The sequence below is a fragment of the Streptomyces sp. WMMB 714 genome (genome assembly GCF_900090125.1).
Taxonomy (GTDB): Bacteria; Actinomycetota; Actinomycetes; order Streptomycetales; family Streptomycetaceae; genus Streptomyces; species Streptomyces daqingensis.
The window spans coordinates 132,074-154,943 of the sequence record NZ_FMHJ01000007.1 but is presented as its reverse complement, the minus strand read 5'-3'; the positions used below and the strand labels follow the sequence as shown (position 1 = coordinate 154,943).

The 22,870-nt window shown below is 72.0% G+C and carries 17 protein-coding genes; 4 read left to right on the top strand and 13 right to left on the bottom strand.

The genetic code is table 11. From position 1 onward, the window contains the following. Window positions 1–76 precede the first annotated feature (76 nt). The 5 genes from ilvC to H181DRAFT_RS14820 all read right to left on the bottom strand — a co-directional run bounded on the left by ilvC (window position 77) and on the right by H181DRAFT_RS14820 (window position 8,698). The gene (gene ilvC, locus H181DRAFT_RS14840; protein WP_045864917.1) at window positions 77–1,075 is read right to left on the bottom strand and encodes a ketol-acid reductoisomerase; all 999 of its coding nucleotides are present in this window, start codon (window positions 1,073–1,075) and stop codon (window positions 77–79) included. 119 nt (window positions 1,076–1,194) lie between these two features. Beyond that, window positions 1,195–1,719 (bottom strand): acetolactate synthase small subunit, encoded by a 525-nt coding sequence (ilvN, locus tag H181DRAFT_RS14835; RefSeq protein WP_045864916.1) that lies wholly within the window; start codon window positions 1,717–1,719, stop codon window positions 1,195–1,197. Window positions 1,720–1,750: 31 nt separating this feature from the next. After that, complete coding sequence (locus H181DRAFT_RS14830) at window positions 1,751–3,643, bottom strand: acetolactate synthase large subunit (RefSeq protein WP_045864915.1); 1,893 nt, start codon at window positions 3,641–3,643, stop codon at window positions 1,751–1,753. A gap of 252 nt (window positions 3,644–3,895) precedes the next feature. Then, on the bottom strand, window positions 3,896–7,072 hold the full coding sequence (locus H181DRAFT_RS14825; RefSeq protein ID WP_045865120.1) for a putative bifunctional diguanylate cyclase/phosphodiesterase: 3,177 nt from the start codon (window positions 7,070–7,072) through the stop codon (window positions 3,896–3,898). A gap of 666 nt (window positions 7,073–7,738) precedes the next feature. Next, the gene (locus H181DRAFT_RS14820; protein WP_045864914.1) at window positions 7,739–8,698 is read right to left on the bottom strand and encodes a 2-hydroxyacid dehydrogenase; all 960 of its coding nucleotides are present in this window, start codon (window positions 8,696–8,698) and stop codon (window positions 7,739–7,741) included. Window positions 8,699–8,802: 104 nt separating this feature from the next. Here H181DRAFT_RS14820 and H181DRAFT_RS14815 point away from each other — a divergent pair, with 104 nt between their 5' ends. The 4 genes from H181DRAFT_RS14815 (at window position 8,803) to H181DRAFT_RS14800 (ending at window position 11,705) form a co-directional block, all read left to right on the top strand. After that, a complete protein-coding gene (locus H181DRAFT_RS14815; RefSeq protein WP_045864913.1) occupies window positions 8,803–9,810 on the top strand; it encodes an aldo/keto reductase in 1,008 nt (335 codons plus the stop codon). Between the two features lie 229 nt (window positions 9,811–10,039). After that, window positions 10,040–11,197, top strand: a complete 1,158-nt coding sequence (locus H181DRAFT_RS14810; RefSeq protein WP_045865119.1) for a PQQ-dependent sugar dehydrogenase — start codon at window positions 10,040–10,042, stop codon at window positions 11,195–11,197. 68 nt (window positions 11,198–11,265) lie between these two features. Further along, window positions 11,266–11,466, top strand: a complete 201-nt coding sequence (locus tag H181DRAFT_RS14805) for a DUF6191 domain-containing protein (RefSeq protein WP_045864912.1) — start codon at window positions 11,266–11,268, stop codon at window positions 11,464–11,466. After that, complete coding sequence (locus H181DRAFT_RS14800) at window positions 11,466–11,705, top strand: DUF6191 domain-containing protein (RefSeq protein ID WP_045864911.1); 240 nt, start codon at window positions 11,466–11,468, stop codon at window positions 11,703–11,705. The genes H181DRAFT_RS14805 and H181DRAFT_RS14800 overlap by 1 nt, the downstream gene beginning before the upstream one ends. A 54-nt stretch (window positions 11,706–11,759) precedes the next feature. Here H181DRAFT_RS14800 and H181DRAFT_RS14795 read toward each other — a convergent pair whose 3' ends face one another. The 8 genes from H181DRAFT_RS14795 to gatC form a co-directional block, all read right to left on the bottom strand. Beyond that, window positions 11,760–14,981 (bottom strand): helix-turn-helix transcriptional regulator, encoded by a 3,222-nt coding sequence (locus H181DRAFT_RS14795; protein ID WP_045865118.1) that lies wholly within the window; start codon window positions 14,979–14,981, stop codon window positions 11,760–11,762. Window positions 14,982–15,043: 62 nt separating this feature from the next. Then, on the bottom strand, window positions 15,044–15,214 hold the full coding sequence (locus tag H181DRAFT_RS29460; RefSeq protein WP_158715441.1) for a hypothetical protein: 171 nt from the start codon (window positions 15,212–15,214) through the stop codon (window positions 15,044–15,046). A 407-nt stretch (window positions 15,215–15,621) separates the two neighbouring features. Further along, window positions 15,622–16,257 (bottom strand): GHMP family kinase ATP-binding protein, encoded by a 636-nt coding sequence (locus H181DRAFT_RS14790; RefSeq protein ID WP_045864910.1) that lies wholly within the window; start codon window positions 16,255–16,257, stop codon window positions 15,622–15,624. Beyond that, the gene (locus H181DRAFT_RS14785) at window positions 16,232–18,751 is read right to left on the bottom strand and encodes an MMPL family transporter (RefSeq protein WP_074467868.1); all 2,520 of its coding nucleotides are present in this window, start codon (window positions 18,749–18,751) and stop codon (window positions 16,232–16,234) included. Before H181DRAFT_RS14785 ends, H181DRAFT_RS14790 begins: the two co-directional genes overlap by 26 nt. Window positions 18,752–19,094: 343 nt before the next feature. Beyond that, a complete protein-coding gene (gatB, locus tag H181DRAFT_RS14780) occupies window positions 19,095–20,603 on the bottom strand; it encodes an Asp-tRNA(Asn)/Glu-tRNA(Gln) amidotransferase subunit GatB (RefSeq protein ID WP_045864909.1) in 1,509 nt (502 codons plus the stop codon). Between the two features lie 11 nt (window positions 20,604–20,614). Continuing rightward, complete coding sequence (locus tag H181DRAFT_RS14775) at window positions 20,615–20,860, bottom strand: hypothetical protein (RefSeq protein WP_045864908.1); 246 nt, start codon at window positions 20,858–20,860, stop codon at window positions 20,615–20,617. Then, complete coding sequence (gene gatA / locus H181DRAFT_RS14770) at window positions 20,857–22,350, bottom strand: Asp-tRNA(Asn)/Glu-tRNA(Gln) amidotransferase subunit GatA (protein ID WP_045864907.1); 1,494 nt, start codon at window positions 22,348–22,350, stop codon at window positions 20,857–20,859. The genes H181DRAFT_RS14775 and gatA overlap by 4 nt, the downstream gene beginning before the upstream one ends. A gap of 5 nt (window positions 22,351–22,355) precedes the next feature. Beyond that, the gene (gene gatC, locus H181DRAFT_RS14765) at window positions 22,356–22,652 is read right to left on the bottom strand and encodes an Asp-tRNA(Asn)/Glu-tRNA(Gln) amidotransferase subunit GatC (protein ID WP_045864906.1); all 297 of its coding nucleotides are present in this window, start codon (window positions 22,650–22,652) and stop codon (window positions 22,356–22,358) included. Window positions 22,653–22,870: the final 218 nt, after the last annotated feature.

Here is a 22,870-nt window from a genome sequence, read left to right as displayed (position 1 = left end):
CTCCCTCGCGGAAGCGGGGCGGCCCCGGGTGCGGTTCAGCGGGCGGTGGGCGCCCCGGCGCTCACCACGGGGAGGTTCACGCCTCCTCGTCGACCCAGCTCATCAGCTTGCGGAGCTTGCGCCCCGTCGTCTCCAGCAGGTGGTCGTTGGCTGCCTTCTTGTACTCGTTGTACTTCGGCAGCCCGGCATTGTACTCCTTCATCCAGTTGTTGGCGAAGCTGCCGTCCTGGATGTCGTCGAGCAGCTTGCGCATCTCGTCCTTGACGCCGTCGTTGATGACGCGCGGGCCGCTGACGTAGTCGCCCCACTCGGCCGTCTCGGAGACCGACCAGCGCATCTTCTCCAGACCGCCCTCGTACATCAGGTCCACGATCAGCTTCAGCTCGTGGAGGCACTCGAAGTACGCGATCTCCGGCTGGTAGCCGGCCTCGACGAGCGTCTCGAAGCCCGCCTTGACCAGCGCGGAAGTGCCGCCGCAGAGGACCGCCTGCTCGCCGAAGAGGTCCGTCTCGGTCTCCTCGGTGAACGTGGTCTTGATGACGCCCGCACGCGTGCCGCCGATGGCCTTCGCGTAGGAGAGGGTCAGGGCGAACGCGTCGCCCGTCGCGTCCTGTTCGACGGCGGCGATGCACGGCACGCCGCGGCCCTCCTCGAACTGGCGGCGCACCAGGTGGCCGGGGCCCTTGGGGGCGACCATGCAGACGTCGATGTTGGACGGGGGCTTGATGAAGCCGTACCGGATGTTGAGCCCGTGTCCGAAGAAGAGGGCGTCGCCGTCCTTCAGGTTCGGGGCGACGGACTCCTCGTACACCTTGGCCTGGAGCGGGTCCGGAACCAGCATCATGATCACGTCGGCTTCGGCGGACGCCTCGGCCGGCGTGGTCACCTTCAGGCCCTGCTCCTCGGCCTTCACACGCGACTTGGAGCCCTCGTGCAGGCCCACCCGCACGTCGACGCCGGAGTCGCGCAGCGACAGCGCGTGGGCGTGACCCTGGCTGCCGAAGCCGAGAACCGCCACCTTGCGGCCCTGGATGATGGACAGGTCGGCGTCGTCGTCGTAGAACAGCTCGGCCACTTGGGAAATCTCCTCGTTCGGGTCCGGGGGTGCTCCCCGGGTGGTTCAAAGGGGGGTGCTCCGCCCAACCTATTGCGGCCGGGCGGAGCGGTGAGGGAGGGGTCGCCGCCGTCGCCCTGTCAGGCGGAGCGGTCGAGGGCGCGCAGGCTCCGGTCTGTGATGGAGCGCGACCCGCGCCCGACGGCGATGGTCCCCGACTGCACCAGCTCCTTGATGCCGTACGGCTCCAGCATCTTGAGCATGGCGTCGAGCTTGTCGCTGCTGCCGGTGGCTTCGATGGTGACGGCCTCCGGCGAGACATCCACGGTCTTGGCGCGGAAGAGGGACACGATCTCGACGATCTGGGAGCGGGTCTCGTTGTCGGCCCGGACCTTCACCAGAACGAGTTCACGCTGGACGGCCGAAGCCGGGTCCAGCTCAACGATCTTGAGAACGTTGACGAGTTTGTTGAGCTGCTTGGTGACCTGCTCCAGCGGCAGGTCCTCCACGTTCACCACGATGGTGATGCGGGAGATCTCGGGATGCTCGGTCACGCCCACGGCGAGCGAGTCGATGTTGAAGCCGCGGCGGGAGAACAGCGAGGCGATCCGGGCCAGGATGCCCGGGGTGTTCTCCACCAGGACGGAGAGTGTGTGCTTGGACATTCCTCTGGTTCCTCTTCCCTGGCCTCAGTCGTCAGTCGTCGCTGTCGCCGAAGTCGGGGCGCACTCCGCGCGCCGCCATGACCTCGTCGTTGGAGGTGCCTGCCGCGACCATCGGCCAGACCATCGCGTCCTCGTGGACGATGAAGTCGATCACGACAGGACGGTCGTTGATGGCGTTGGCCTTCTCGATCACCGAGTCCAGCTCCTCGGGATCCTCGCAGCGGATGCCGACGCAGCCCATCGCCTCGGCGAGCTTCACGAAGTCGGGGCAGCGGGTGCCCCTGCCCGCCGGCTCCCCGTCGGAGCCCGCTCCCACCGGATTTGAGTGCAGCTTCGTGTTGGAGTAGCGCTGGTTGTAGAAGAGCGTCTGCCACTGGCGGACCATGCCGAGCGCGCCGTTGTTGATGATCGCGACCTTGATCGGGACGCCGTTGAGGGCCGCTGTCGCCAGTTCCTGGTTCGTCATCTGGAAGCAGCCGTCGCCGTCGATCGCCCAGACCGTGCTCTCCGGCCTGCCCACCTTGGCGCCGAGCGCGGCGGGGACCGCGTAGCCCATGGTGCCCAGGCCGCCGGAGTTGAGCCACGTCGCCGGCTTCTCGTAGTCGATGAAGTGGGCGGCCCACATCTGGTGCTGCCCCACGCCCGCCGCGAAGACGGTGCCTTCGGGAGCCAGCCGGCCGATGCGCTGGATGACCTGCTGCGGGGACAGGGAGCCGTCCTCCGGCAGGTCGTAGCCGAGCGGGTAGGTCTCCTGCCAGCGGTTCAGCTGCGTCCACCAGTCCGTGTAGCCGGCGCGGGCGGCCGCGTACGCGTCGGTGCCGGAGGCGGGAGCAGCCGCCCCCAGCTCGGCCTGGACGGCGACCACCAGGTCGGCGATGACCTCGCGGGCGTCTCCGACGATCGGGACGTCCGCCGCGCGGTTCTTGCCGATCTCCGCCGGGTCGATGTCCGCGTGGACGATCTTCGCCAGCGGCGCGAAGGAGTCCAGCTTGCCGGTCACCCGGTCGTCGAAGCGCGCGCCGAGGGCGACGATCAGGTCCGCCTTCTGCAGCGAGGTGACGGCCGCGACGCTGCCGTGCATGCCCGGCATGCCCAGATGCTGCGGGTGGCTGTCGGGGAACGAGCCGATCGCCATCAGCGTGGTCGTCACCGGCGCCTTCGTCAGCTCCGCGAGGATGCGCAGCTCCGCGGTGGCCTGCGCCTTGATGACGCCGCCGCCGACGTAGAGCACAGGACGCCGGGCCTCCGCGAGGAGCTTCGCGGCCTCACGGATCTGCTTGGCGTGCGGCTTGGTGACCGGACGGTAGCCGGGCAGGTCCGCGACGGGAGGCCAGGTGAACGTCGTACGGCCCTGCAGCGCGTCCTTGGCGATGTCGACGACGACCGGTCCTGGACGCCCGGTGGACGCGATGTGGAACGCCTCGGCGATGGTGCGCGGGATCTCGTCCGGGTCGGTGACCAGGAAGTTGTGCTTCGTGACGGGCATGGAGATGCCGCAGATGTCGGCTTCCTGGAAGGCGTCGGTGCCGATGGCGCCGGAGGCGACCTGGCCGGTGATCGCGACCAGCGGCACCGAGTCCATGTGCGCGTCGGCGAGAGGGGTGACGAGGTTGGTCGCGCCCGGGCCGGACGTCGCCATGCAGACGCCGACCTTGCCGGTGGCCTGCGCGTATCCGGTGGCCGCGTGGCCCGCGCCCTGCTCGTGCCGCACCAGCACGTGCCGGACCCGGGCGGAGTCCATCATCGGGTCGTAGGCCGGGAGAATCGCACCGCCGGGGATGCCGAATACCGTGTCGGTACCGGACTCCTCGAGAGAACGGATGAGGGACTGGGCGCCGGTCATCTCGACGGGCGCAGCCTGCTGCTGTCCGACGGTACGGGCCCGCGGCTGCGGTTTCGGGGCCCCGGTGGCCTGCTCGGTCATCGGTGATCTCTTCTCAGAGGTGAGGGTTGACGCTCGGTTCGTGCTGTGGGTGCGTGAGGTCGGTGCGTGGACGGAGCCTGAGGCCCCGGTGCATGTGCAACAAAAAACCCCTCGTGCCGTGAGGCAAGCGAGGGGGAGCGCGTCGCTGAGAGCGCCAGGTCGGTGATGCGGACCTGGTCAGGCGACGCGCTTTCCAAGTACGAGAATTCGGGTGCGCATGGCACAGACCTTCCCCCCGGCACACATTCCGTGTCAAGTGGGTGGGACGCGCGTCTCAGCATGCGAACAGGGCGTCGAGGGAGGTGCGGCGCCTTCCGCCCCGTCCCGCGAGCCGCCCGACACGAGCCACGGAGGCATCGTCTCCCGGCGGTCCTGCATCCGTACGGGCAGGGCCCCCGCGACCACCACCGAGCGGCTCCCGCGCCGCTGCTCCTCGACCGTACGGCCTGCCGCCGCGGCCGCCGCCAGGCCCCTGCCGCCTCCGGCGAGGCCGCCCCGGGCCCCGGTCGCGCCTCCCGCCCGCACCCCGCTCGTACGTCCCCGGCCGGCGCCGCGCGCCCTGGGGGGCTCGGGCAGGGCATAGCTGCCGCGCGACAGGGCGTGGCGCAAGCGGTGTTCGTCCAGCGGGCCCGAGAAGAGGGCACCCTGGCCGTGGCTGCATCCCATCTCCCGCAGCCTGACGGCCTGTTCGGGCAGGTCGACGCCCTCGGCGACCGTGGTGAGACCGAGATCACCGGCCATGCGGAGCAGCCCGGTGGTGATCTTCCGCTGGCGTGGCGATTCGGCGAGGCCGTCCACGAGTACGCGGTCGAGCCGCACCATGTCCATGGGCAGCCGCCGCAGTGCCGAGACGGCGAGAGGACCGCCTCCGAAGCCGTCGAGGGAGATGCTCGCTCCGAGGCGGCGCAGCGCGCTCAGCGCCTTCTCCAGCTCGTCGAGCGAGACGCGCCGGTCGGTGTCCGAAAGCTCCACGATCAGCGATCCGGCCTGGAGTTCGTACCGGCCGAGCAGGCTCTCGACGGAGCTGACGCTCACCGAACCGTCCGTGAGCCGGCTCGCCGGGAGCCGCACCGACACCGGCACGGGGAACCCGGCGAGATGCCGGGCGTGGGCCTGCTGCACGGCCTGTTCCAGCAGCCACCGGCTCACCTCGGCGACCCTCTCGGTGGCCGCCTCCTCCGCCTCGCGGAGTCTGCCGCCGGAGCGGCCCGGTAACGGAGGACCGCTGCCCGCTTCCGCCGCGGGGGAAGGTACGGCACCGCCCCCGGTGCGCAGGAACTCGGCCGGCGTGAAGAGCATGCCCTGCGCCGAGCCCCAGCGCGGCTGCGCCGTGACGGCGGTGACCTTTCCGCTGGACAGCTCGACGACGGGCTGGTGGAGGAGGGTGAACTCGCCGTCCCGCAGGGCCGCCCGCAGCCGCGTGGAGAGCTGGGCGCGCTTGCCGGTGCCCTGCTGCCGCTGGGTCTGCATGTGCGGCGAGTACAGCTCGACACGGGCTTTGCCTGCCTGCTTGGCGCGGTACATCGCGAGGTCGGCGTTGCGCATCAGCGCCGTCGGCGTGATGCCCGGCTCCGCGAAGGCGATCCCGATGGACGCGGCGACGTGGACCTCCTTGCCCTCGACGCGGTACGGCTCGGAGAGCGTCAGCCGCAGCCGGTCGGCGATCTCGTGGATGCGCAGCTCGCGTTCGGCGTCCGCGTGGGTGCTGGGGTTGCCGTCCCCGAGGATGAGGACGGCGAACTCGTCGCCGCCCAGCCGCGCGGCCGTGTCCCCGGCTCGTACCGACTCCTGGAGGCGCCGGGCGGCGGCCACGAGGAGTTCGTCGCCGGCCTGGTGGCCGATGGTGTCGTTGACCGCCTTGAAGCCGTCCAGGTCGATGTAGAGCACGGCGTGTTCGCTGTCCCCGCCGCGCCGGCCGACGAGGGCCTTGCGCACGCGTTCCGTGAACAGCGCGCGGTTCGGCAGGTCGGTGAGCGGGTCGTGCGAGGCGTTGTGCTGCAACTGCGCCTGGAGCCGCACCCGTTCGGTCACGTCGCGGCTGTTGAAGATGAGGCCGCTGCGGTAGCGGTTGACCGTCGACTCGACGTTCAGCCAGTGCCCGTCGCCGTGCCGGAAACGGCACTCGATCCTCGTCGACGCGTCCTGCTCCGGGGACGAGGCGAGGAAGCGGCGCAGCTCGTGGAGCACGCGGGCGAGGTCCTCGGGGTGGATGAGGGAGGCGAGTTCGGAACCGATGAGGGCGTCGCCGTCCCTGCCGTAGACGCCCGTCGCGGCGGGCGACACGTAGCGCAGCACCCCGGTCGGCGAGGCGATCATGATGACGTCGCTGGAGCCCTGGACCAGGGAGCGGAAGTGGCTCTCCTTCTGGGCCAGTTCCTGGGTGAGGCTGATGTTGTCCAGGAGCATGATCCCCTGCCGGACGAGCAGGGCCAGCACGACGGTGCATGCCGTGAACAGGACGACACCGTCGATCTCCCGGCCTGCCACCGCGTTGTACAGGATGCCCAACGTGCATACGGCGGCGGCCAGATAGGGCGTGAGCGCCGCGAGCGAACCGGCGATGGGGCGGCTCGGGCAGTCACGGACGGCCTCCCACTCCGCTCTTTCGGAACGGACTCCGGAGGCGGCGCCCCGGCCGCCGTCCCCGGCGCCGCGGCCGCGGACCCGACCGCCCTGGAGCGCTTCGGTCTCGCCGCGGCCCACCCACGGCGCGTACGCGAGCAGCAGGGAACCCGCGAACCAGCCGGCGTCGAGCAACTGCCCCGAGGTGTAGTGCTCCTGGAGCAGCGGCGAGCTGAACAGCGCGTCGCACAGCACCGTCAGGGCGAGCGCGCCGATGGCGGTGTTGATGGCCGAGCGGTATGCGGCGGACCGCTTGAAGTGCAGGCCGAGCACCATGCTCACGAGCACGATGTCCAGCAGCGGGTAGGCGAGGCTGAGCGCGGCCCGCGCCACGGAGTCGCCCTCCCAGTACGCGGTGTGGGCGAGCGCCAGCGACCACGAGATGGTGAGCAGCGAACCGCCGATGAGCCAGGAGTCCAGCCCCAGGCAGACCCAGCCGGCGCGGGTGACCGGCCTCTTGGCCAGCACCAGCAGGCCGATGATGGCGGGCGGCGCGAAGAGCAGGAAGCAGTAGTCCGCGACGGACGGGCGCGGCACCGGCTGGTGCAGCACCACCTCGTACCACCCCCAGACGGCGTTGCCCGCCGCCGCCATCAGGGACGAGAGGCCGAACAGCAGCCAGGCGGGGCCCAGTTGCGTGCCACGGTGCGCACGGGCGTACCAGAAGCACGAGACCGCCGCGAGCACGCCGGCGGCGCTGAGCCCGAAGTCCCCCATGACGAGCGCCACTTGGTGCGAGCCCCAGCCGAGTGCCGCCCCGACGGCGTATCCGCCGCAGAGGGTCACGAGCACGAACTGCGGGAGCAGACCCGCTCCCGCGCCGCGGCCCGCACGCGCCTTCGCGCCGGCCTCAGCGCCGGCCTCAGCACCGGCACCCGCGTCCCCCGCGGCAGGCGCGGGACGGACCGGGGCGCCCTTACTCGCGGCACCCCCGGGGCTGCCGGATTCACGCGGACCGCGCCCGCCGACGAGTTGCGGTGCCTGCGGCGCGTACGCCGGCGTGCACGAACGAGCCGCGACGAGCGGGCCGTTCCCCGGGACCGCGCCGCCGGCGCTCACGACGCCCTCCGTGCACCCGCGGGCCCTTCGTGGCTCCGCTCCCGGCCGGCACCCTGCCCGCGCCCTGAAACACCGGTGCGGGAACCCTCGTTGAGGCTCTGTCGAAGAGAAGTGGTCTGTGGGGTCCGCTGTCGTGCACACCGGCAGTTCGTCAATTGACTGCGCATCCGCCCGTCGCCCCCTCGTGTCCGGGTTCGCCCCCCTCTCGGACGATACACCAAACCGTCACAGAGGGACATAGTGCGGATACAGAACGTGACGACCTGCGGCTTTGCGGACACAGCCAGCGTTCGTACGCATCCGGAGAGTGTTTTTCCCCGATTTCAGGGCCCCTTGGGAAGCTCCCCGCACCGAGCCGCGGTCACGCCGGGCACGGCCTCAGGCTCCCCCGGCGCCCCTCCGGCCCCCTCCGCGTCACCCGGCGACGGCGACGGTGTGCTCCAGCGGATCACCGGCCGCCCAGAGGTTCAGCTGGCTGCTCAGCAACCGCTTGGCGCGCGGCAGGAAGGCCGACGTGGGACCGCCGACATGCGGCGTGATCAAGGTGTTCGGGGCGTGCCAGAGGGGGTGCCCGGCGGGCAGCGGCTCCGGATCGGTGACGTCGAGCGCGGCACGCAGACGTCCCGAACTCAGCTCCGCCAGCAGGGAGTCGGTGTCCACCACGCCTCCCCGTGCCACGTTCACCAGCAGGGCGCCGTCCTTCATGCGGGAGAGGAATCCGGCGTCCGCGAGACCGCGGGTCTCGTCGGTGAGCGGGGTGCAGAGGATCACCACGTCCGCATGCGGAAGCAACTCCGGGAGGCTCCCCAGCGCGTGAACCGGCCCGCGCGCGACGGAGCGTGCGCTGCGCGCGACCCGCAGCACCTCCGCCACCTCGAACGGGACGAGCCGCTCCTCGACGGCTGCGCCGATGGCGCCGTGCCCGACGATGAGGACGGTCTTGTCCGCGAGCGCCTCGTGGACACCGGGTTGCCACTCCTCGGCGTCCTGCGCCCTTACGAACCGGGGCAGTTCGCGCAGGGCGGCGAGCGTGAGGGCGAGGGCCAGCTCGGCGGTGGAGGCGTCGTGCACCCCGCGTGCGTTGCACAGCAGCGTCCCGGCGGGAAGGTCAGGGACGGCGTCGACGACGTGGTCTATGCCCGCCGTGAGGGTCTGGACGACGCGCAGACCCGTCATCTGCGGCAGCGGCCGCACCGAGACCGCCTTGCCCTTCATGTAGGGGACGACGTAGAAACCGCAGTCCGCGGGGTCGGCGGGGAACTCCTCGTCGCCGTCCCAGAAGTGGTACGTGAGGGTGTCCGGCAGCCCGTCGATCTGTGCGGGCGGAATGGGCAGCCAGACGTCTGTCGCGGTGGTCGTCGGTGAGGATGCCATGGTCAGAGGCTAGATGCTGACCCCCGGGCGGGGGCCGGAGCCTCTGCCGAGGCTGTCGGGGGCAGGCGCTAGTTTGGGGGCCCGGCAGAGGGGAGTCCGTCCAAGTGGAGCGCAGGACAATCGGTGCGGCAGCGCTCGAAGTGGGTGCGATCGGGCTCGGCTGCATGCCGATGACCTGGGCGTACTCCACGTCCGAGCAGCGCGGCGAGGAGTCACTGCGCACGGTGCACACCGCCCTGGACCGCGGCATGACGCTGCTGGACACGGCCGACATGTACGGCCCGTTCACCAATGAGCTGCTGATCGGCCGCGCCCTCAAGGAGCGCCGGCACGACGCCTTCGTCTCCACCAAGTGCGGGCTGCTGGTGGGCGAGCAGCACATCGTCGCCAACGGCCGCCCCGGCTACGTCAGAAGGGCCTGCGACGCGTCGCTGCGGCGCCTCCAGACGGACGTCATCGACCTCTACCAGCTCCACAGGGCCGACCCGGAGGTGCCCGTGGAGGAGACCTGGGGCGCCATGGCGGAGCTCGTCACGGCCGGCAAGGTGCGCGCGCTCGGCTTCTGCGCGGTGGGGGCACGGGCCGACCACCGCAGCCGCGGCAAGGGCCGCGGCATACACGAGCCGACGATCAGGCAACTGGAGCGCGTTCAGCAGGTCTTCCCCGTGAGCGGCGTGCAGGCCGAGCTGTCGGTCTGGTCGCGGGAGGCTCTCGGGACGCTGCTGCCCTGGTGCACGGCGCGGGGTGTGGGGTTCATCGCGGCGATGCCCCTCGGGAACGGCTACCTGAGCGGGACGCTCACCACGGGCGGCGGCTTCGAGCCCGACGACGTACGTGCGCGGCACCCCCGCTTCACCGCCGAGATGATGGCCGCGAACCAGCCGGTCGTGGCCGGACTCCGCCGGGTCGCGGAGCGCCACGGAGGCGGTGTCACTCCCGCGCAGGTGGCCCTGGCCTGGCTGCTCTCCCTCGGGCAGAACGTGGTTCCCGTGCCGGGCACCAAGAAGGAGCGCTGGGCCCTGGAGAACAGCCGGGCGGCGGACCTCGTGCTCACCCCGGGGGACATGGCGGAGCTGGGCTCGCTGCCCACGGCGAAGGGCTCCTGGGAGTAGCCGTCCCGCGCCGTGGACTTCCTGACGCGGCCTCCGGTGTGCGGCATGCCCGCCCGCGCCGGGGCGCGCGTCCGGCGGAACGCGCGGAGTAGCGGTAATGCGGAGCACGCGGGAAAGCGGAGTACGCGGAAAGCGGTATGGCGCCCACGGCCGGGCACGGATGTGGTGTGCTGAGCGAGCTGATCAGATTGTGACGGGAGCAGTCACCGAACCGGGAGGCACCGAGACCGTGCGAAGCCGTAATCTGCCGTCCGCAGCCGTCGCGGGGCTCGCGCTCCTGGCCGTCCTGGCGTCGGGCTGCTCCGACGGCTCCGGCACCCCGTCGAAGGAGCGCTCCTCCTCCGCGCCGTCGAGCAAGGAGCCCGCACCGGACGGCACGGCGTCCGGCGCGCCCGCGAAGGGCTCGGTGAAGGTGGAGCGCACGGTCGCCACCGGGCTGAAGGCTCCCTGGGGGCTGGCGCCGCTGGAAGGCGGCGACCTGCTGGTCTCCACCCGCGACCTCGGCAAGATCTACCGGATCGACGGCCGCAGCGGGAAGAAGACCGAACTCGGCACCGTGCCGGGCGTAGCGGCAGGGGGCGAGGGCGGCCTGCTGGGCATCGCGGTGCCGCCGGACAACGCGGAGACCGTCTACGCCTACCTGACCACCGCGTCCGACAACCGCATCGTGCGGATGCTCTACGACCCGGACAAGCCCCAGGGCGACCAGCTCAGCGCCCCCGACACGATCATCAAGGGCATCCCCAAGGGCCAGATCCACAACGGCGGCCGGATCGCGTTCGGCCCGGACAAGATGCTCTACGCGGGCACCGGGGAGTCCGGCGAGGGCGGGCTCTCCCAGGACAAGAAGTCGCTGGGCGGCAAGATCCTCCGGATGACCCCGGACGGGCAGCCCCCCGGCCAGGGCAATCCCGACACGGACTCCGTCGTCTACTCCTGGGGCCACCGCAACGTCCAGGGCCTGGACTGGGACGAGGAGAAGCGGCTGTGGGCGAGCGAGTTCGGCCAGAACACGTGGGACGAACTGAACCTCATCAGGCCGGGTGAGAACTACGGCTGGCCGGACGCCGAGGGCAAGACGGGCGGGTCCGGGTTCGTCGACCCGGTCGAGCAGTGGAGGACCGCGGACGCCTCCCCCAGCGGCGCCGCCGTCGCGGAAGGCTCGGTGTGGATGGCGGGGCTCCGCGGCGAACGCCTGTGGCGCATCCCGCTGAAGGGCACGAAGCCCGCGGCGAAGCCGCAGTCGTTCCTCGACGGCAAGTACGGGCGGCTCCGAACGGTCGTCTCGGACGGCAAGGACGGGCTGTGGCTCGTCACGAGCGAGACGGACGGCAGGGGAACCCCCGAAAAAGGCGATGACCGTATCCTGAAGCTGAAGGTGAGCTGAGGCGCTTCGTCCGGATCTCGCGGGCCGCGACGCGGCGCGCGGAGCGGCGCCCGGCCGAGCGGAGGCCCATGTTCAACCTGATCGAGGAGCTTTTCTCGCCGGGACGCCGGCACACCGACGACGAACGCAGGCGGCAGGAGCACACCCGGGTCGAACAGGGCAGCGACGACCCGGGCCGGGGCCCGGTCGACCTCACCTCAGGGCAGGTCGTGATCCGCCCTCCGGGGCAACGGCCGCCGCCGGAGCACGACGAGAACGGGAGCCACTGATGGACATCGCCGGCAACGTCTTCCTCCCCGGCCAGCAGTATCTGGAGCAGGAGAAGCAGCGCCTGGAGCACACCTACGTGCTGGAGGGCACGCACCAGCCGGGCTGCGGTCCGGTCGACCTCGGCTCCGGCAGGATCGTCATCGCTCTCGAGGATCAGCACGCCGTGCTGCCCGCACGCCCGAAGACGGCGGACGAGGCGGACGCGGACGGCCCAGACGACGACGGCCTGCCGGACTGACGCTCACCGCCCGGCCGGCCCGGCCCGGCATCCGTCGCCCCAGGCCGGCCCGTGTCAGCCCGCCGCCGGTGAGGCGTCCTCGCTGAGCAGCCGCAGCCGGTGAGCCATGGCGGCCGCCTCGCCGCGGCCGGCCACCCCGAGCTTCGCCAGGATGTTGGACACGTGCACACTCGCCGTCTTGGGCGAGATGAACAACTCCTCCGCGATCTGCCTGTTGCTGCGCCCGGCGGCGACGAGCCGGAGTACGTCCTCCTCGCGCCGCGTCAGCCCGAACGCCTCCGCCGCCTGCCCGCGCCCCTCCGGGGAACCGCCCGCCCCTCCCGTCCGCGAGGCGGGCTCGGGCTCGGCAGCCGGGCCCGCGGACACCGGAACGGCGCGCGCAGGCACGCCGTCGCCCGCGCTCGGACCCCCGGCCTGCAACGGCAACCTCGCGCGGACCGCCAGCTGTTCGACCTCCCTGCGCAGCGGCCCGGCACCGAGCCGCACGGCCTCCGCGTGGGCCGCCGCCAGCAGCTCCCGCGCGCGGTCGCGGTCCGCTCGCGCTTCTGCCCGGCCGGTCCGCGCCGCCACGCCCTCGTCGCCCTGTGCGGGGACGCTCAGCAGCGATTCCGCCCAGCGCTGCCGTGCCTGCGCAAGCTGGTACGGACGCTCCTGCACCGCGAACGCCTCCACCGCGGCCTCCCACGCCGCCGGGTCGCTCCGCCCGTGCGCGCGGCCGAGTTCCGCCCGTACCAGCAGGGAGTAGGCCTGCCAGACGGGCGCGGGGTGCGCCAGGCGGCGTACCGCCGTCGCCAGCGCGGCCAGGGTCACGGACCGCCCCTCCTCGGCGGCGGGCAGGCCCCGCACCGTCGACTCGTGCACCGCCGCCGCGTGCAGCAGCGGCCACGCGTAGCGGTGGGTCCCCGGCGGGAAGCCCCTCTCGAGGGCGGCGTCCAACTCCGCGCGCGCGGCGCCGGGTTCATCGCGTTCGGCGGCCAGCATCAGAGCGCCGTGGCGGAGCTGGACAGCGATGTACGGCGACGCGGCGAAGCTGCCCATCACCTCACGGGCAGTGCCGAGAGCGGCCTCCGCCGCGACCGGCTCGCCCCGCCCCATCAGGAACTGGGCCTTGAGCATGGCCGCCCAGCCGCGGCTGTCGACGGAGCGTGCCGTGGCCGCGGCCTCGTCGCTGAGCCGGGCGGCCTCCGCCCAGTCACCCAGGGCGAAGAGCGACTCGGCCTGGCAGATGAGGGCGACGGAGCACTGCGCGGGCCGCCCGTGCGCCACGGCAACCTCGACGGCGCGGGCCGCCGCCGCGACCGCCTCGCTGGAGCGCCCCATCGCCTCCAGTTCGGTGGCGATGTTGATGTCGGCGCGGCCTACGACCCCGAACGCGCCTGCCTCCACCGCCTGTTCGCGTGCCCGCCGCATCTCGGCGATGCCCGCGTCCAGATCGCCCGAGTCCGCCGTCAGTATGCCGAGGGTGGTGCGTGCCTGCAGTTCGATGGTGGTCGCCCCGACGACCCGGGCCAGTTCGACAGCGCGGACCGCGGCGCCCATGGCTTCCGCGCCGGGCCGGTGCATCATGCCCCAGCCGGCCGCGCTCGCCAGTACCTCCGCGTGCACGGCCGAGGGGGCCAGCCCGCGTACCAGCTCCTGGGCGCGGGCGATCTCGTCCCAGCCGTCCCCGCGGCCCGACGCCTCGACGAGCTTGGCGCGCTGGACCCAGAACCAGGCGGCACGCAGCGGCTCCTCGCCCTCGTCGAGCAGGTCGAGGGCGCGCTTGGTCAGCGCGTAGGCGCGTTCGACGTCCCCGCCGGTGCGGGCGGCCACGACCGCTTCGGCCAGCACGTCCATGAACGTCAGCGACCCGGAGCCCGGCCCGTCCGCACAGCCCGGATAGACCTCGGCCTCGTCGACGGGACGCAGCCCCTCCCGCACCTCCGGCGGGACCTCGTGCCACAACTCGACTGCGCGCTCCAGCAGTTGGTGCTGCTCCGAGAAGGCGTGGCGGCGGCGCGCCTCGACGGCCGCGGCGAGGACCACGGGCAGCGCCCGGGAGGCGTCCCGGCCGTGGTACCAGTGGTGCGCCAGGCGCGTGGTGCACTGCTCCGCCCGTACGAGCCCGGGCTCCGCTTCGAGGGCCTCCGCGTACCGGCGGTTGAGGGCCGCCCCCTCACCGGGCAGCAGATCCTCGCTGACGGCTTCCCGCAGCAGCGCGTGCCGGAACCGGTAGCCGTCCCCGTCGGCGGTGGGCTGCAGGACGTTCGCGCCGACAGCGAGCCGCAGCGCCTCCAGCAGCTCCTGCTCCGGCATCCCGCACACGGCGGCCAGCAGCGCGTGCTCGACGGCCGACCCGGCCTGCGCGGCCGTCCGCAGCACGCGCTGCACCGGCTCCGGCAGCCCCTCGACGCGGACCAGCAGCAGGTCCCGGAGGGAGTCGCTGATGCCGCAGGTCGCGCAGTTGGCCGTGAGCTCCTCGACGAAGAACGGGTTGCCCTCCGAGCGTTCGAAGATGATCCGGGCCTGCTCGGGGTCGGGTTCGGAGACGCCCTGGATGGCCGCGATCTGGGCGTGCACCTCCGTGCGGCTCAGCCTGGGCAGCTCGATGCGCCGCACCGTGCGCAGCCTGTCGACCTCGGCGAGGAAGGGGCGCAGCGGATGGCGGCGGTGGATGTCGTCGGCGCGGTAGCTCGCGAGCACGAGCAGCCGCGACGTCTGCACCGACCGGTAGAGGTAGCCGAGCAGTTCACGCGTCGAGCGGTCCGCCCAGTGCAGGTCCTCCAGGACCAGTACGACGGTGCGGCCCGTGGCCAGGCGCTCCAGCAGTTGCGCGGTCAGCTCGAAGAGCCGGGCGCGGCCGTCCTCCTCGTCCCACGCCTCGGCCTGCGCCGCCTCCGGAGTGCCCGGCGGCGGAGCCAGATCGGGCAGCAGCCGTGCCAGCTCCGCCTGCCTGCCGCATGCGGCCGACGCGAGCTCCGCGTCGCCCAGCGAGCGGTGCAGGGACCGCAGCGCCGTGGCGAAGGGCGCGAACGGCAGCCCGTCCGCCCCGAGTTCGAGGCATCCGCCGACCGCGGTCACGGCCCCGGCGGAGCGGGCCCGGCACAGGAACTCCTCCAGCAGCCGGGACTTGCCGACGCCGGCCTCGCCTCCGAGGAGCACGGCCTGCGGCTGGCCCTCGTCGGCACGGGCGAGCGCCTCACGGAGAAGGCCGAGTTCGTCCTGACGGCCGACGAGGACGGGACTGACAGTGGAGTCGACGGGCACATCGACCAGCATGACACCGGGCACCGGCATCGCGGGAGGCGATTTCACCCCCGGTATCCGATGTGCGAGGGCCGACTGCGCCGCTGCCGCCGTCACGCGGCCGGGGACCACTTGCGCCGCAGCGTCCGGACGCGGCTCTCGGCCTCCTCCCGGGACTCGTGCTCACGGCGGCTCGCTGCGTGCTCCCGCACCCTGCGCTCGGCCGCCGCCTGGTGACGCAGTTCGGCGATGCGCAGCAGCGCGGCTTCGTGCGTGTAGTTCATTCCGGACTCCCCGACAGAGGCGGAACGCCGCCTCTGTGCGGCGTTCGCTGTCCGTCCAGCCTCGTCTCCGGACGACTCCGGCACATCGGGCGAGTGCCCTGTCTTCGGTGGACCGGGGGCCTTAGTCCCCGCGGGCAGGTCCTCAGACGCCGCGCCGGGTGCCTTAGGGCCCGATTCCTGTGGCTTCAGGAGCCGCCGCGGCACGGGCTGCCCGAGTACAACGCTCATTCGAGGGCCCGGTAGTCGGGCGGCGTGACGGCCGCACGCGCACGAGCGGCTCGTGAGCGGACGGGAGGGCGTCTCAGCGTTCGGGCAGACCGCTGAGACGTCCCCGGCCCGCTCACGAGCCGTGTGGAAAGGCGGGCCCGGCCGGCCGGATGGTACAGGCGACGGCGCCGGGCGGGGCGTCAGCCGGGCTGGCCCGGGACCTTGGGCTGCGACGCGAAGAGGTCCAGGTACATGCCTCCCGCGACGGCGAGGCCGATGACGCCGAGGATGAGTCCGCCCAGTGCGACGGCCTTCACCCAGGAGCCCGTGTCGGCACGCTTGCTGACCAGCGCCAGGAGGACACCGCCGACGACGACGGCGAGCAGCGCGAAGACGCCGTTGAACAGGGCGGACGTGTGCCAGGGCGCGCCGTAGAGCGCGGCGACCTGGTCGACGCCGCCACCGCCGCCGGTCGGCGGCTGCGAGCTGGCCTCGATCTGTCCCATCATCTGCTTGCGCTCACGCAGCATCTCGCTCAGCGAGGTTCCCGTCAGGGAGCACAGGCCCAGTCCGGCGCTCACGACGGCCGCCGCACCGGCGCCGAACCCGCCCCGTGCGGCGGTGACGGGCGCGGGGGTGTCCGTGCCGGGGTCGTCGTCCTCGACGTGGGCGTGGCCTTCGTCGGCCTCGACGGCGTCCTTCGCGACGACCGCGTCCTCGGTATCGGTGGCCTCGGGGGCGGTCGACCCCACGCCCGTGACCTTCTCCTCGCGCTCGGTCTCCGGCGCGGTGCCGGTCTCTTCGGTCTTGTCAGTCTTCGATGTCTCGGTAGCCATGGGGCGTCACCGTAGGGGTCGATTCTGAGAGTCCGATGAGAGCTTCCCGGCGCTGTCCGGGCAGCGCCGGGGGGGCCGGTCCGCCGGCCGGTTCCGGCACCGCTCCGGGCACCGGTTCCGGCACCGGTTCCGCTGCCGGAACCTGCCCGGGCACCGGCGTCCCGGGGACGGGGCCGGGTACCTGCTCCGGTTCGATGCTCAGGCGCGGCAGGCGGCGTTCCAGCCAGGCCGGGAGCCACCAGTTGGCGCCGCCGAGCATGTGCATCAGCGCCGGGACGAGCAGCGTACGGAGGACGAAGGCGTCCAGCGCCACTGCCGCCGCCAGCCCGATGCCGAACATGGCGATGATCCGGTCGCCGCTGAGCACGAACGCACCGAAGACCGCGATCATGATCACTGCGGCGGAGTTGATGACCCGCCCCGTCTCGGCGAGGCCGACGCGTACCGCTCTGCGGTTGTCTCCCGTCCGGCGCCACTCCTCGTACATGCGGCTGACGAGGAAGACCTGGTAGTCCATCGACAGCCCGAAGAGCACGGACACCATGATCACGGGGAGGAAGGGCTCGATGGGCCCTGGCCCGCCCAGCCCCAGCAGGCTGCTCCCCCACCCCCACTGGAAGACGGCCACGACCACGCCGCAGGCGGCGGCCACCGCCAGCACGTTCATCAGCGCGGCCTTGAGCGGAATCCCGATGCTGCGGAAGGCGAGCAGCAGCAGCACGCAGCCCAGCGAGACGACGATCCCCACGAACAGCGGCAGCTTGCCGAGGATGACGTCGGCGAAGTCGTCGTGCGCGGCCGTGACGCCGCCGACGCGGACCTCCAGCGAGCTGGAGTCGGACGCCTCCGGCAGCACGTCCGTACGCAGGTGCTCGACGAGCTCCGACGTCTCCTGCGCCTGAGGGGCGCTGTCGGGCACGACGGTGATCACGCCGGTACTGCCGCTGCCGTCCAGCTCACCGCCCGAAACATGCGCCACGCCCTCGACGTCGCGCAGTTCGGCGGGGAGCTTCTCGAAGTCGAGCTTGGCAGCGGCTCCGTCGATCTCGGCGACGAGGGTCAGGGGACCGTTCGTCCCCGGCCCGAATCCGTCCGCGAGCAGGTCGTAGGCCTGGCGGCTGGTGGAGGTCGTGGGGTTGTTCCCCTGGTCGGACGTGCCGAGCTGCAGCCCGAAGACCGGGAGCGCGAGCAGCACCATCACCGCCGCGGCGAACCCGCCCAGCAGCCGCGGACGGCGTGCCACGAACGAGGACCAGCGCGCCGCGGCACCGGCCGGCGCCGTACGAGGAGTGTTCGCCGCCGGTTCGCACTCGCCCGGCGCTTCCTTCGCGGCCGCACCGCCCAGGGCGGGCTTCTCCGCCGTCGCGCCCGGATCACCGGTCCCGGCGGGCGCTTCGGGCCCGTCCGCTTCCAGCCGCCGGCGTTCGCGTCTGCTGAGCGCCCGCATCCCGATCACGCCGAGCAGCGCCGGGACCAGCGTCACCGACGCCAGGACCGCGAGGACCACCGTCAACGAGGCGGCCACGGCGACGCCGTTGAGGAAGTCCAGCCGCAGCACGAGCATGCCGAGCAGGGCGATGCACACCGTGACGCCCGCGAAGACGACCGCGCGGCCGGCCGAGGCGAGGGCACGCTGAGCGGCCTCCTCGACCGGCAGCCCCTCCTTCAGCCCGCGCCGGTGCCGCGTGACGATGAACAGGGCGTAGTCGATGCCGACGCCGAGCCCGATCAGCGTCCCCAGCATGGGCGCGAAGTCGGCGATCGTCATCACGTGGCTGAGCAGGCCGATGCCGAGGATCGACGTGCCGACGCTCACCAGGGCGGTGACCAGCGGCAGCAGCATCGCGGCGAAGGATCCGAAGGCGAGCAGCAGCACCACCGCCGCCACAGCGATGCCGACGGCCTCGCTCAGGTGGCCGTCCTGCTCCTCGGTGAGTGCGATGCCCGGGCCGCCCAGTTCGACCTGGAGGCCCTCCACGTCGCCGCCCGCCTTCTTGGCGGTGTCGATGACGGCCTGTACGTCCTTCTCCTCGACGTCCTCGACGGCGGAGTCGAACGTCACGGTGGCGTAGGCGGTGTGCCCGTCGCGGCTGATGCGCTCCTCGTGCCCCTGCTCTCCCGGCTCCGGGGGAGGTTCGACGCCCTCCCCGTAGGGGCTGGTGACGTTCCGGACGCCGGGCTGGTCCGCGATGTCGTCGAGAGCCCGGTCCATCCGGTCCCTGACCTCCGTGTCGCGGACGCTGTCGGTGGCCTTGTCCGCGCCGCGTCCCGAGTCCGTGTGCCAGACGATGGTGTCGCTGTCGCCGGAGCGGTCCGGGAACGCCTCGCTGAGGAGGGTGCTCGCGCGGGCCGTCTCCGTGCCCGGCACGTCGTACTTGTTGGAGTAGCCGGACCCGGCTACGAGGGCCGACGCGCCCACTCCGACGAGCACTGCGCACCACATCAGCACGACAGCGAGACGGCGGCGCAGGCACCAGCGGGCGAGAGCCGTCATATGTGCTTCGACCTTCCCAGGTGACGTGGCGGCTCGATCACCCGGTTCGGGTTGTCCGTGCGGTGCCGAGCGTTGCGGTGACAAGGCGGTCGTGATGCTGTCGTGATGTGACCGTCTTTGCAGCGTGACACCTGAGGAAGATCCTTGGCGAGCTTTGTGTCGAGGACCACACAAGACGGGACGAAACCGCATACCAGCAGGTCACACCGGGTGACCGCAGGCTCGGCGGCCCGTACGGAACGGCAGGAGCCGGGGGCGGTCCGATCGGACCGCCCCCGGCTCCCGTTGCTCTCCCGTGCACCGGCCCCGGCCCCGTCCGGGGTCGCGGGGCCGGCCCCTGGTCTCAGCCTTCGGCGCCCAGCTTCTCCAGGATCAGCTCCCGGACGCGTGCCGCGTCCGCCTGGCCCCGCGTCGCCTTCATGACGGCGCCCACCAGCGCGCCCGCGGCCTGCACCTTGCCGCCGCGGATCTTCTCGGCGACATCGGCGTTCGCGGCGATCGCCTCGTCGACGGCGGCGCCCAGCGCACCCTCGTCGGAGACGACCTTCAGGCCCCGCTTCTCGACGACCTCGTCAGGCGTCCCCTCACCGTTCAGGACGCCCTCGATCGTCTGGCGCGCCAACTTGTCGTTGAGCGAGCCCTCCTGGACCAGCTCGCAGACGCGGGCGACCTCCTTGGGCCCGATCGGCAGGTCGGCGAGGTCGGTGCCGGACTCGTTGGCGCGACGGGCCAGCTCGCCCATCCACCACTTGCGCGCCTGGTCGGCCGGCGCTCCGGCGTCGACCGTGGCGACGATGAGGCCGACGGCCCCCGCGTTGAGCACGGACTGCATCTCGTGCTGCGAGATGCCCCACTCCTCGCGCAGCCGGTTCCTGCGCACGCGCGGCAACTCCGGCAGCCCGGCGCGCAGCTCCTCCACCCACTCGCGGGACGGCGCCACCGGCACCAGGTCCGGCTCGGGGAAGTAGCGGTAGTCCTCCGCCTCTTCCTTGACGCGCCCCGAGGTGGTGCTGCCGTCGTCCTCGTGGAAGTGCCGGGTCTCCTGGACGATCTCCTCGCCCGCGTCGAGCACCGCGGCGTGCCGCTGGATCTCGAACCGGGCGGCCCGCTCGACGCTGCGCAGCGAGTTGACGTTCTTCGTCTCGCTGCGCGTACCGAACGCCTCCCGGCCACGGGGACGCAGCGACAGGTTCACGTCGCAGCGCATCTGGCCCATCTCCATGCGAGCCTCGGAGACGCCCAGCGCCTTGATGAGCTCCCGCAGTTCGGCGACGTAGGCCTTGGCGACCTCGGGCGCCCGCTCCCCCGCGCCCTCGATCGGCTTCGTGACGATCTCGATGAGCGGGATACCGGCGCGGTTGTAGTCGAGCAGCGAGTGCGAGGCACCGTGGATGCGGCCGGTGGCACCGCCGATGTGGGTCGACTTGCCGGTGTCCTCCTCCATGTGCGCGCGCTCGATCTCGACGCGGAAGATCTCGCCGTCCTCCAGCTGCACGTCGAGGTAGCCGTCGAAGGCGATCGGCTCGTCGTACTGGGAGGTCTGGAAGTTCTTCGGCATGTCCGGATAGAAGTAGTTCTTCCGGGCGAAGCGGCACCACTCCGCGATACGGCAGTTGAGCGCGAGTCCGATACGGATGGCGGACTCGACGCCGCTCGCGTTGACGACCGGCAGGGCGCCGGGCAGCCCCAGACAGGTGGGGCAGGTCTGGCTGTTGGCGTCCGCTCCCAGCGTCGTCGAACAGCCGCAGAACATCTTCGTACGGGTGCCGAGCTCGATGTGGACCTCGAGGCCCATGACGGGGTCGTAGGACGCCAACGCGTCCTCGTAGGACACCAGTTCAGTGACGGTCACGGAATTGCCTCTCAGTCGTCCCCGAGGACATCGTCGATGTCGAGCTGCCGGAGCTCCCGCACGAGGAGCGCGAGTCCGGTGACGATGCCCGCCGCGGAGACGGCCACGTCGATCATCTGCAGCGTGTCGCCCTCGCGCTTGGCCTCCCGGCCGCGCTTGAAGGTGCTCACGGCACCGAACAGGGAGCCGGCGATGGACGCGTACATACCGATCCTGGACTTCTTGAGCCCCTTGGCTTTCTGCAGCTTTCCACTCACAGCGACGGTGCCTCCTCGAGCAGCGGGTGACCCCAACGTGCCTGGTGGGCGGCTTCGAGAGCCGCACCGACACGGTAGAGACGGTCGTCGGCCATGGCCGGAGCGATGATCTGCAGCCCCACGGGGAGGCCGTCCTCCGGAGCCAGGCCGCACGGAACGGACATGGCGGCGTTGCCGGCCAGGTTGGCCGGGATGGTGCACAGGTCGGCGAGGTACATCGCCATCGGGTCGTCGGCGCGCTCGCCGAGCGGGAAGGCCGTGGTCGGCGTCGTGGGCGAGACGAGCACGTCCACCTGGGAGAAGGCCCGCTCGAAGTCACGGGTGATGAGCGTGCGCACCTTCTGTGCCGAGCCGTAGTACGCGTCGTAGTAGCCGGAGCTGAGCGCGTACGTGCCGAGCATGATGCGGCGCTTGACCTCGTCCCCGAAGCCCTCCTCCCGGGTGAGCGCGGTGACTTCCTCCGCCGAGTGCGAGCCGTCGTCGCCCACGCGCAGGCCGTAGCGCATGGCGTCGAAGCGGGCGAGGTTGGACGAGCACTCCGAGGGGGCGATCAGGTAGTACGCGGCCAGCGCCTTCGTGAACGACGGGCAGGAGACCTCGACGATCTCGGCGCCCAGCTCGCGCAGCAACTCCACGGTCTCGTCGACGCGCTGGAGCACGCCCGCCTGGTAGCCCTCTCCGCGGAACTCCGTCACGACGCCCACGCGCAGGCCCTCGACGCTCCCGTTGCGGGCGGCGGCGACGACGTCCGGGACGGGCTGGTCGATGGAGGTCGAGTCCAGCTCGTCGTGGCCGGCGATCACGGAGTGCAGCAGAGCCGCGTCCAGCACCGTACGGGCACACGGCCCGGCCTGGTCGAGCGACGAGGAGAAGGCGACCATGCCGTACCGCGAGACCCCGCCGTACGTCGGCTTGACGCCCACGGTGCCCGTGACCGCCGCCGGCTGGCGGATGGAACCGCCGGTGTCGGTGCCGATGGCGAGCGGCGCCTCGTAGGCGGTGATCGCGGCGGACGAGCCGCCGCCGGAGCCGCCCGGAACGCGCGTCAGGTCCCAGGGGTTGCCGGTCGGACCGTATGCGCTGTTCTCCGTCGAGGACCCCATGGCGAACTCGTCCATGTTGGTCTTGCCGAGGATGACGACGTCGGCTTCCTTGAGCTTCCGCGTCACGGTCGCGTCGTACGGCGGGATCCAGCCTTCGAGGATCTTCGAACCCACCGTCGTGGGCACGCCCTTGGTGGTGAAGATGTCCTTCAGCGCCAGCGGCACGCCAGCCAGCGGGCCGAGCTCCTCGCCGCGTGCCCGCTTCTCGTCGACCTCGCGGGCCTTCGCCAGCGCGCCTTCGCGGTCGACGTGGAGGAAGGCGTGCACCTTCTCGTCCACCGCGTCGATGCGCGCGAGGTGCGCCTCGGCGACCTCGACGGCGCTGACGGCGCCGCTCGCGATCCGCTCCGCGGTCTCCGCGGCGGTCAGTCTGGTCAGATCGGCCATCGCGATCAGTCCTCCCCGAGGATCTGCGGCACCTTGAAACGCTGCTGCTCCTGCGCCGGGGCGCCGGAGAGCGCCTGCCCGGGGGTCAGGCCCGGACGCACCACGTCCGGGCGCATGACGTTGGTGAGCGGCAGCGGGTGGGAGGTCGGCGGTACGTCCTCTTCGGCGACGTCGGACACGGCGGCGACCGCACCGATGATGTCGTCGAGCTGTCCGGCGAAGTGATCGAGCTCTTCGTCCTTCAGCTCCAGGCGCGCCAGCCGGGCGAGGTGGGCGACCTCCTCGCGCGAGATGCCAGGCATGCAGCGGTCCTCTGGGTGAGTGTTGGATTTTCCGCCCCAATCCTATGGCTCCCGTGCCGCTGCCCGTGCCGCCGGGCGCCGGGGAACGCCGACGGCTCCGGACGGGAGCCGGATCGGAGCCGGACCGGAAGGGGCCGCGAGCCCCCGGCGGGGCCCGGCGCCCGGCGGCACGGGCAGCGGCACGGGGCCGGACCGCTCGGCTGCCCGGCGGCCTCCGT

Coding starts and splice junctions, on each gene's coding strand:
- H181DRAFT_RS14805 (WP_045864912.1), top strand. CDS start 11,266: ATGTTCAACCTGATCGAGGAGCTTTTCTCGCCGGGACGCCGGCACACC.
- H181DRAFT_RS14830 (WP_045864915.1), bottom strand. CDS start 3,643: ATGACCGAGCAGGCCACCGGGGCCCCGAAACCGCAGCCGCGGGCCCGT.
- H181DRAFT_RS14790 (WP_045864910.1), bottom strand. CDS start 16,257: ATGGCTACCGAGACATCGAAGACTGACAAGACCGAAGAGACCGGCACC.
- H181DRAFT_RS29460 (WP_158715441.1), bottom strand. CDS start 15,214: ATGAACTACACGCACGAAGCCGCGCTGCTGCGCATCGCCGAACTGCGT.
- gatC (WP_045864906.1), bottom strand. CDS start 22,652: ATGCCTGGCATCTCGCGCGAGGAGGTCGCCCACCTCGCCCGGCTGGCG.
- ilvN (WP_045864916.1), bottom strand. CDS start 1,719: ATGTCCAAGCACACACTCTCCGTCCTGGTGGAGAACACCCCGGGCATC.
- gatA (WP_045864907.1), bottom strand. CDS start 22,350: ATGGCCGATCTGACCAGACTGACCGCCGCGGAGACCGCGGAGCGGATC.
- H181DRAFT_RS14795 (WP_045865118.1), bottom strand. CDS start 14,981: ATGCCGGTGCCCGGTGTCATGCTGGTCGATGTGCCCGTCGACTCCACT.
- H181DRAFT_RS14785 (WP_074467868.1), bottom strand. CDS start 18,751: ATGACGGCTCTCGCCCGCTGGTGCCTGCGCCGCCGTCTCGCTGTCGTG.
- H181DRAFT_RS14820 (WP_045864914.1), bottom strand. CDS start 8,698: ATGGCATCCTCACCGACGACCACCGCGACAGACGTCTGGCTGCCCATT.
- H181DRAFT_RS14800 (WP_045864911.1), top strand. CDS start 11,466: ATGGACATCGCCGGCAACGTCTTCCTCCCCGGCCAGCAGTATCTGGAG.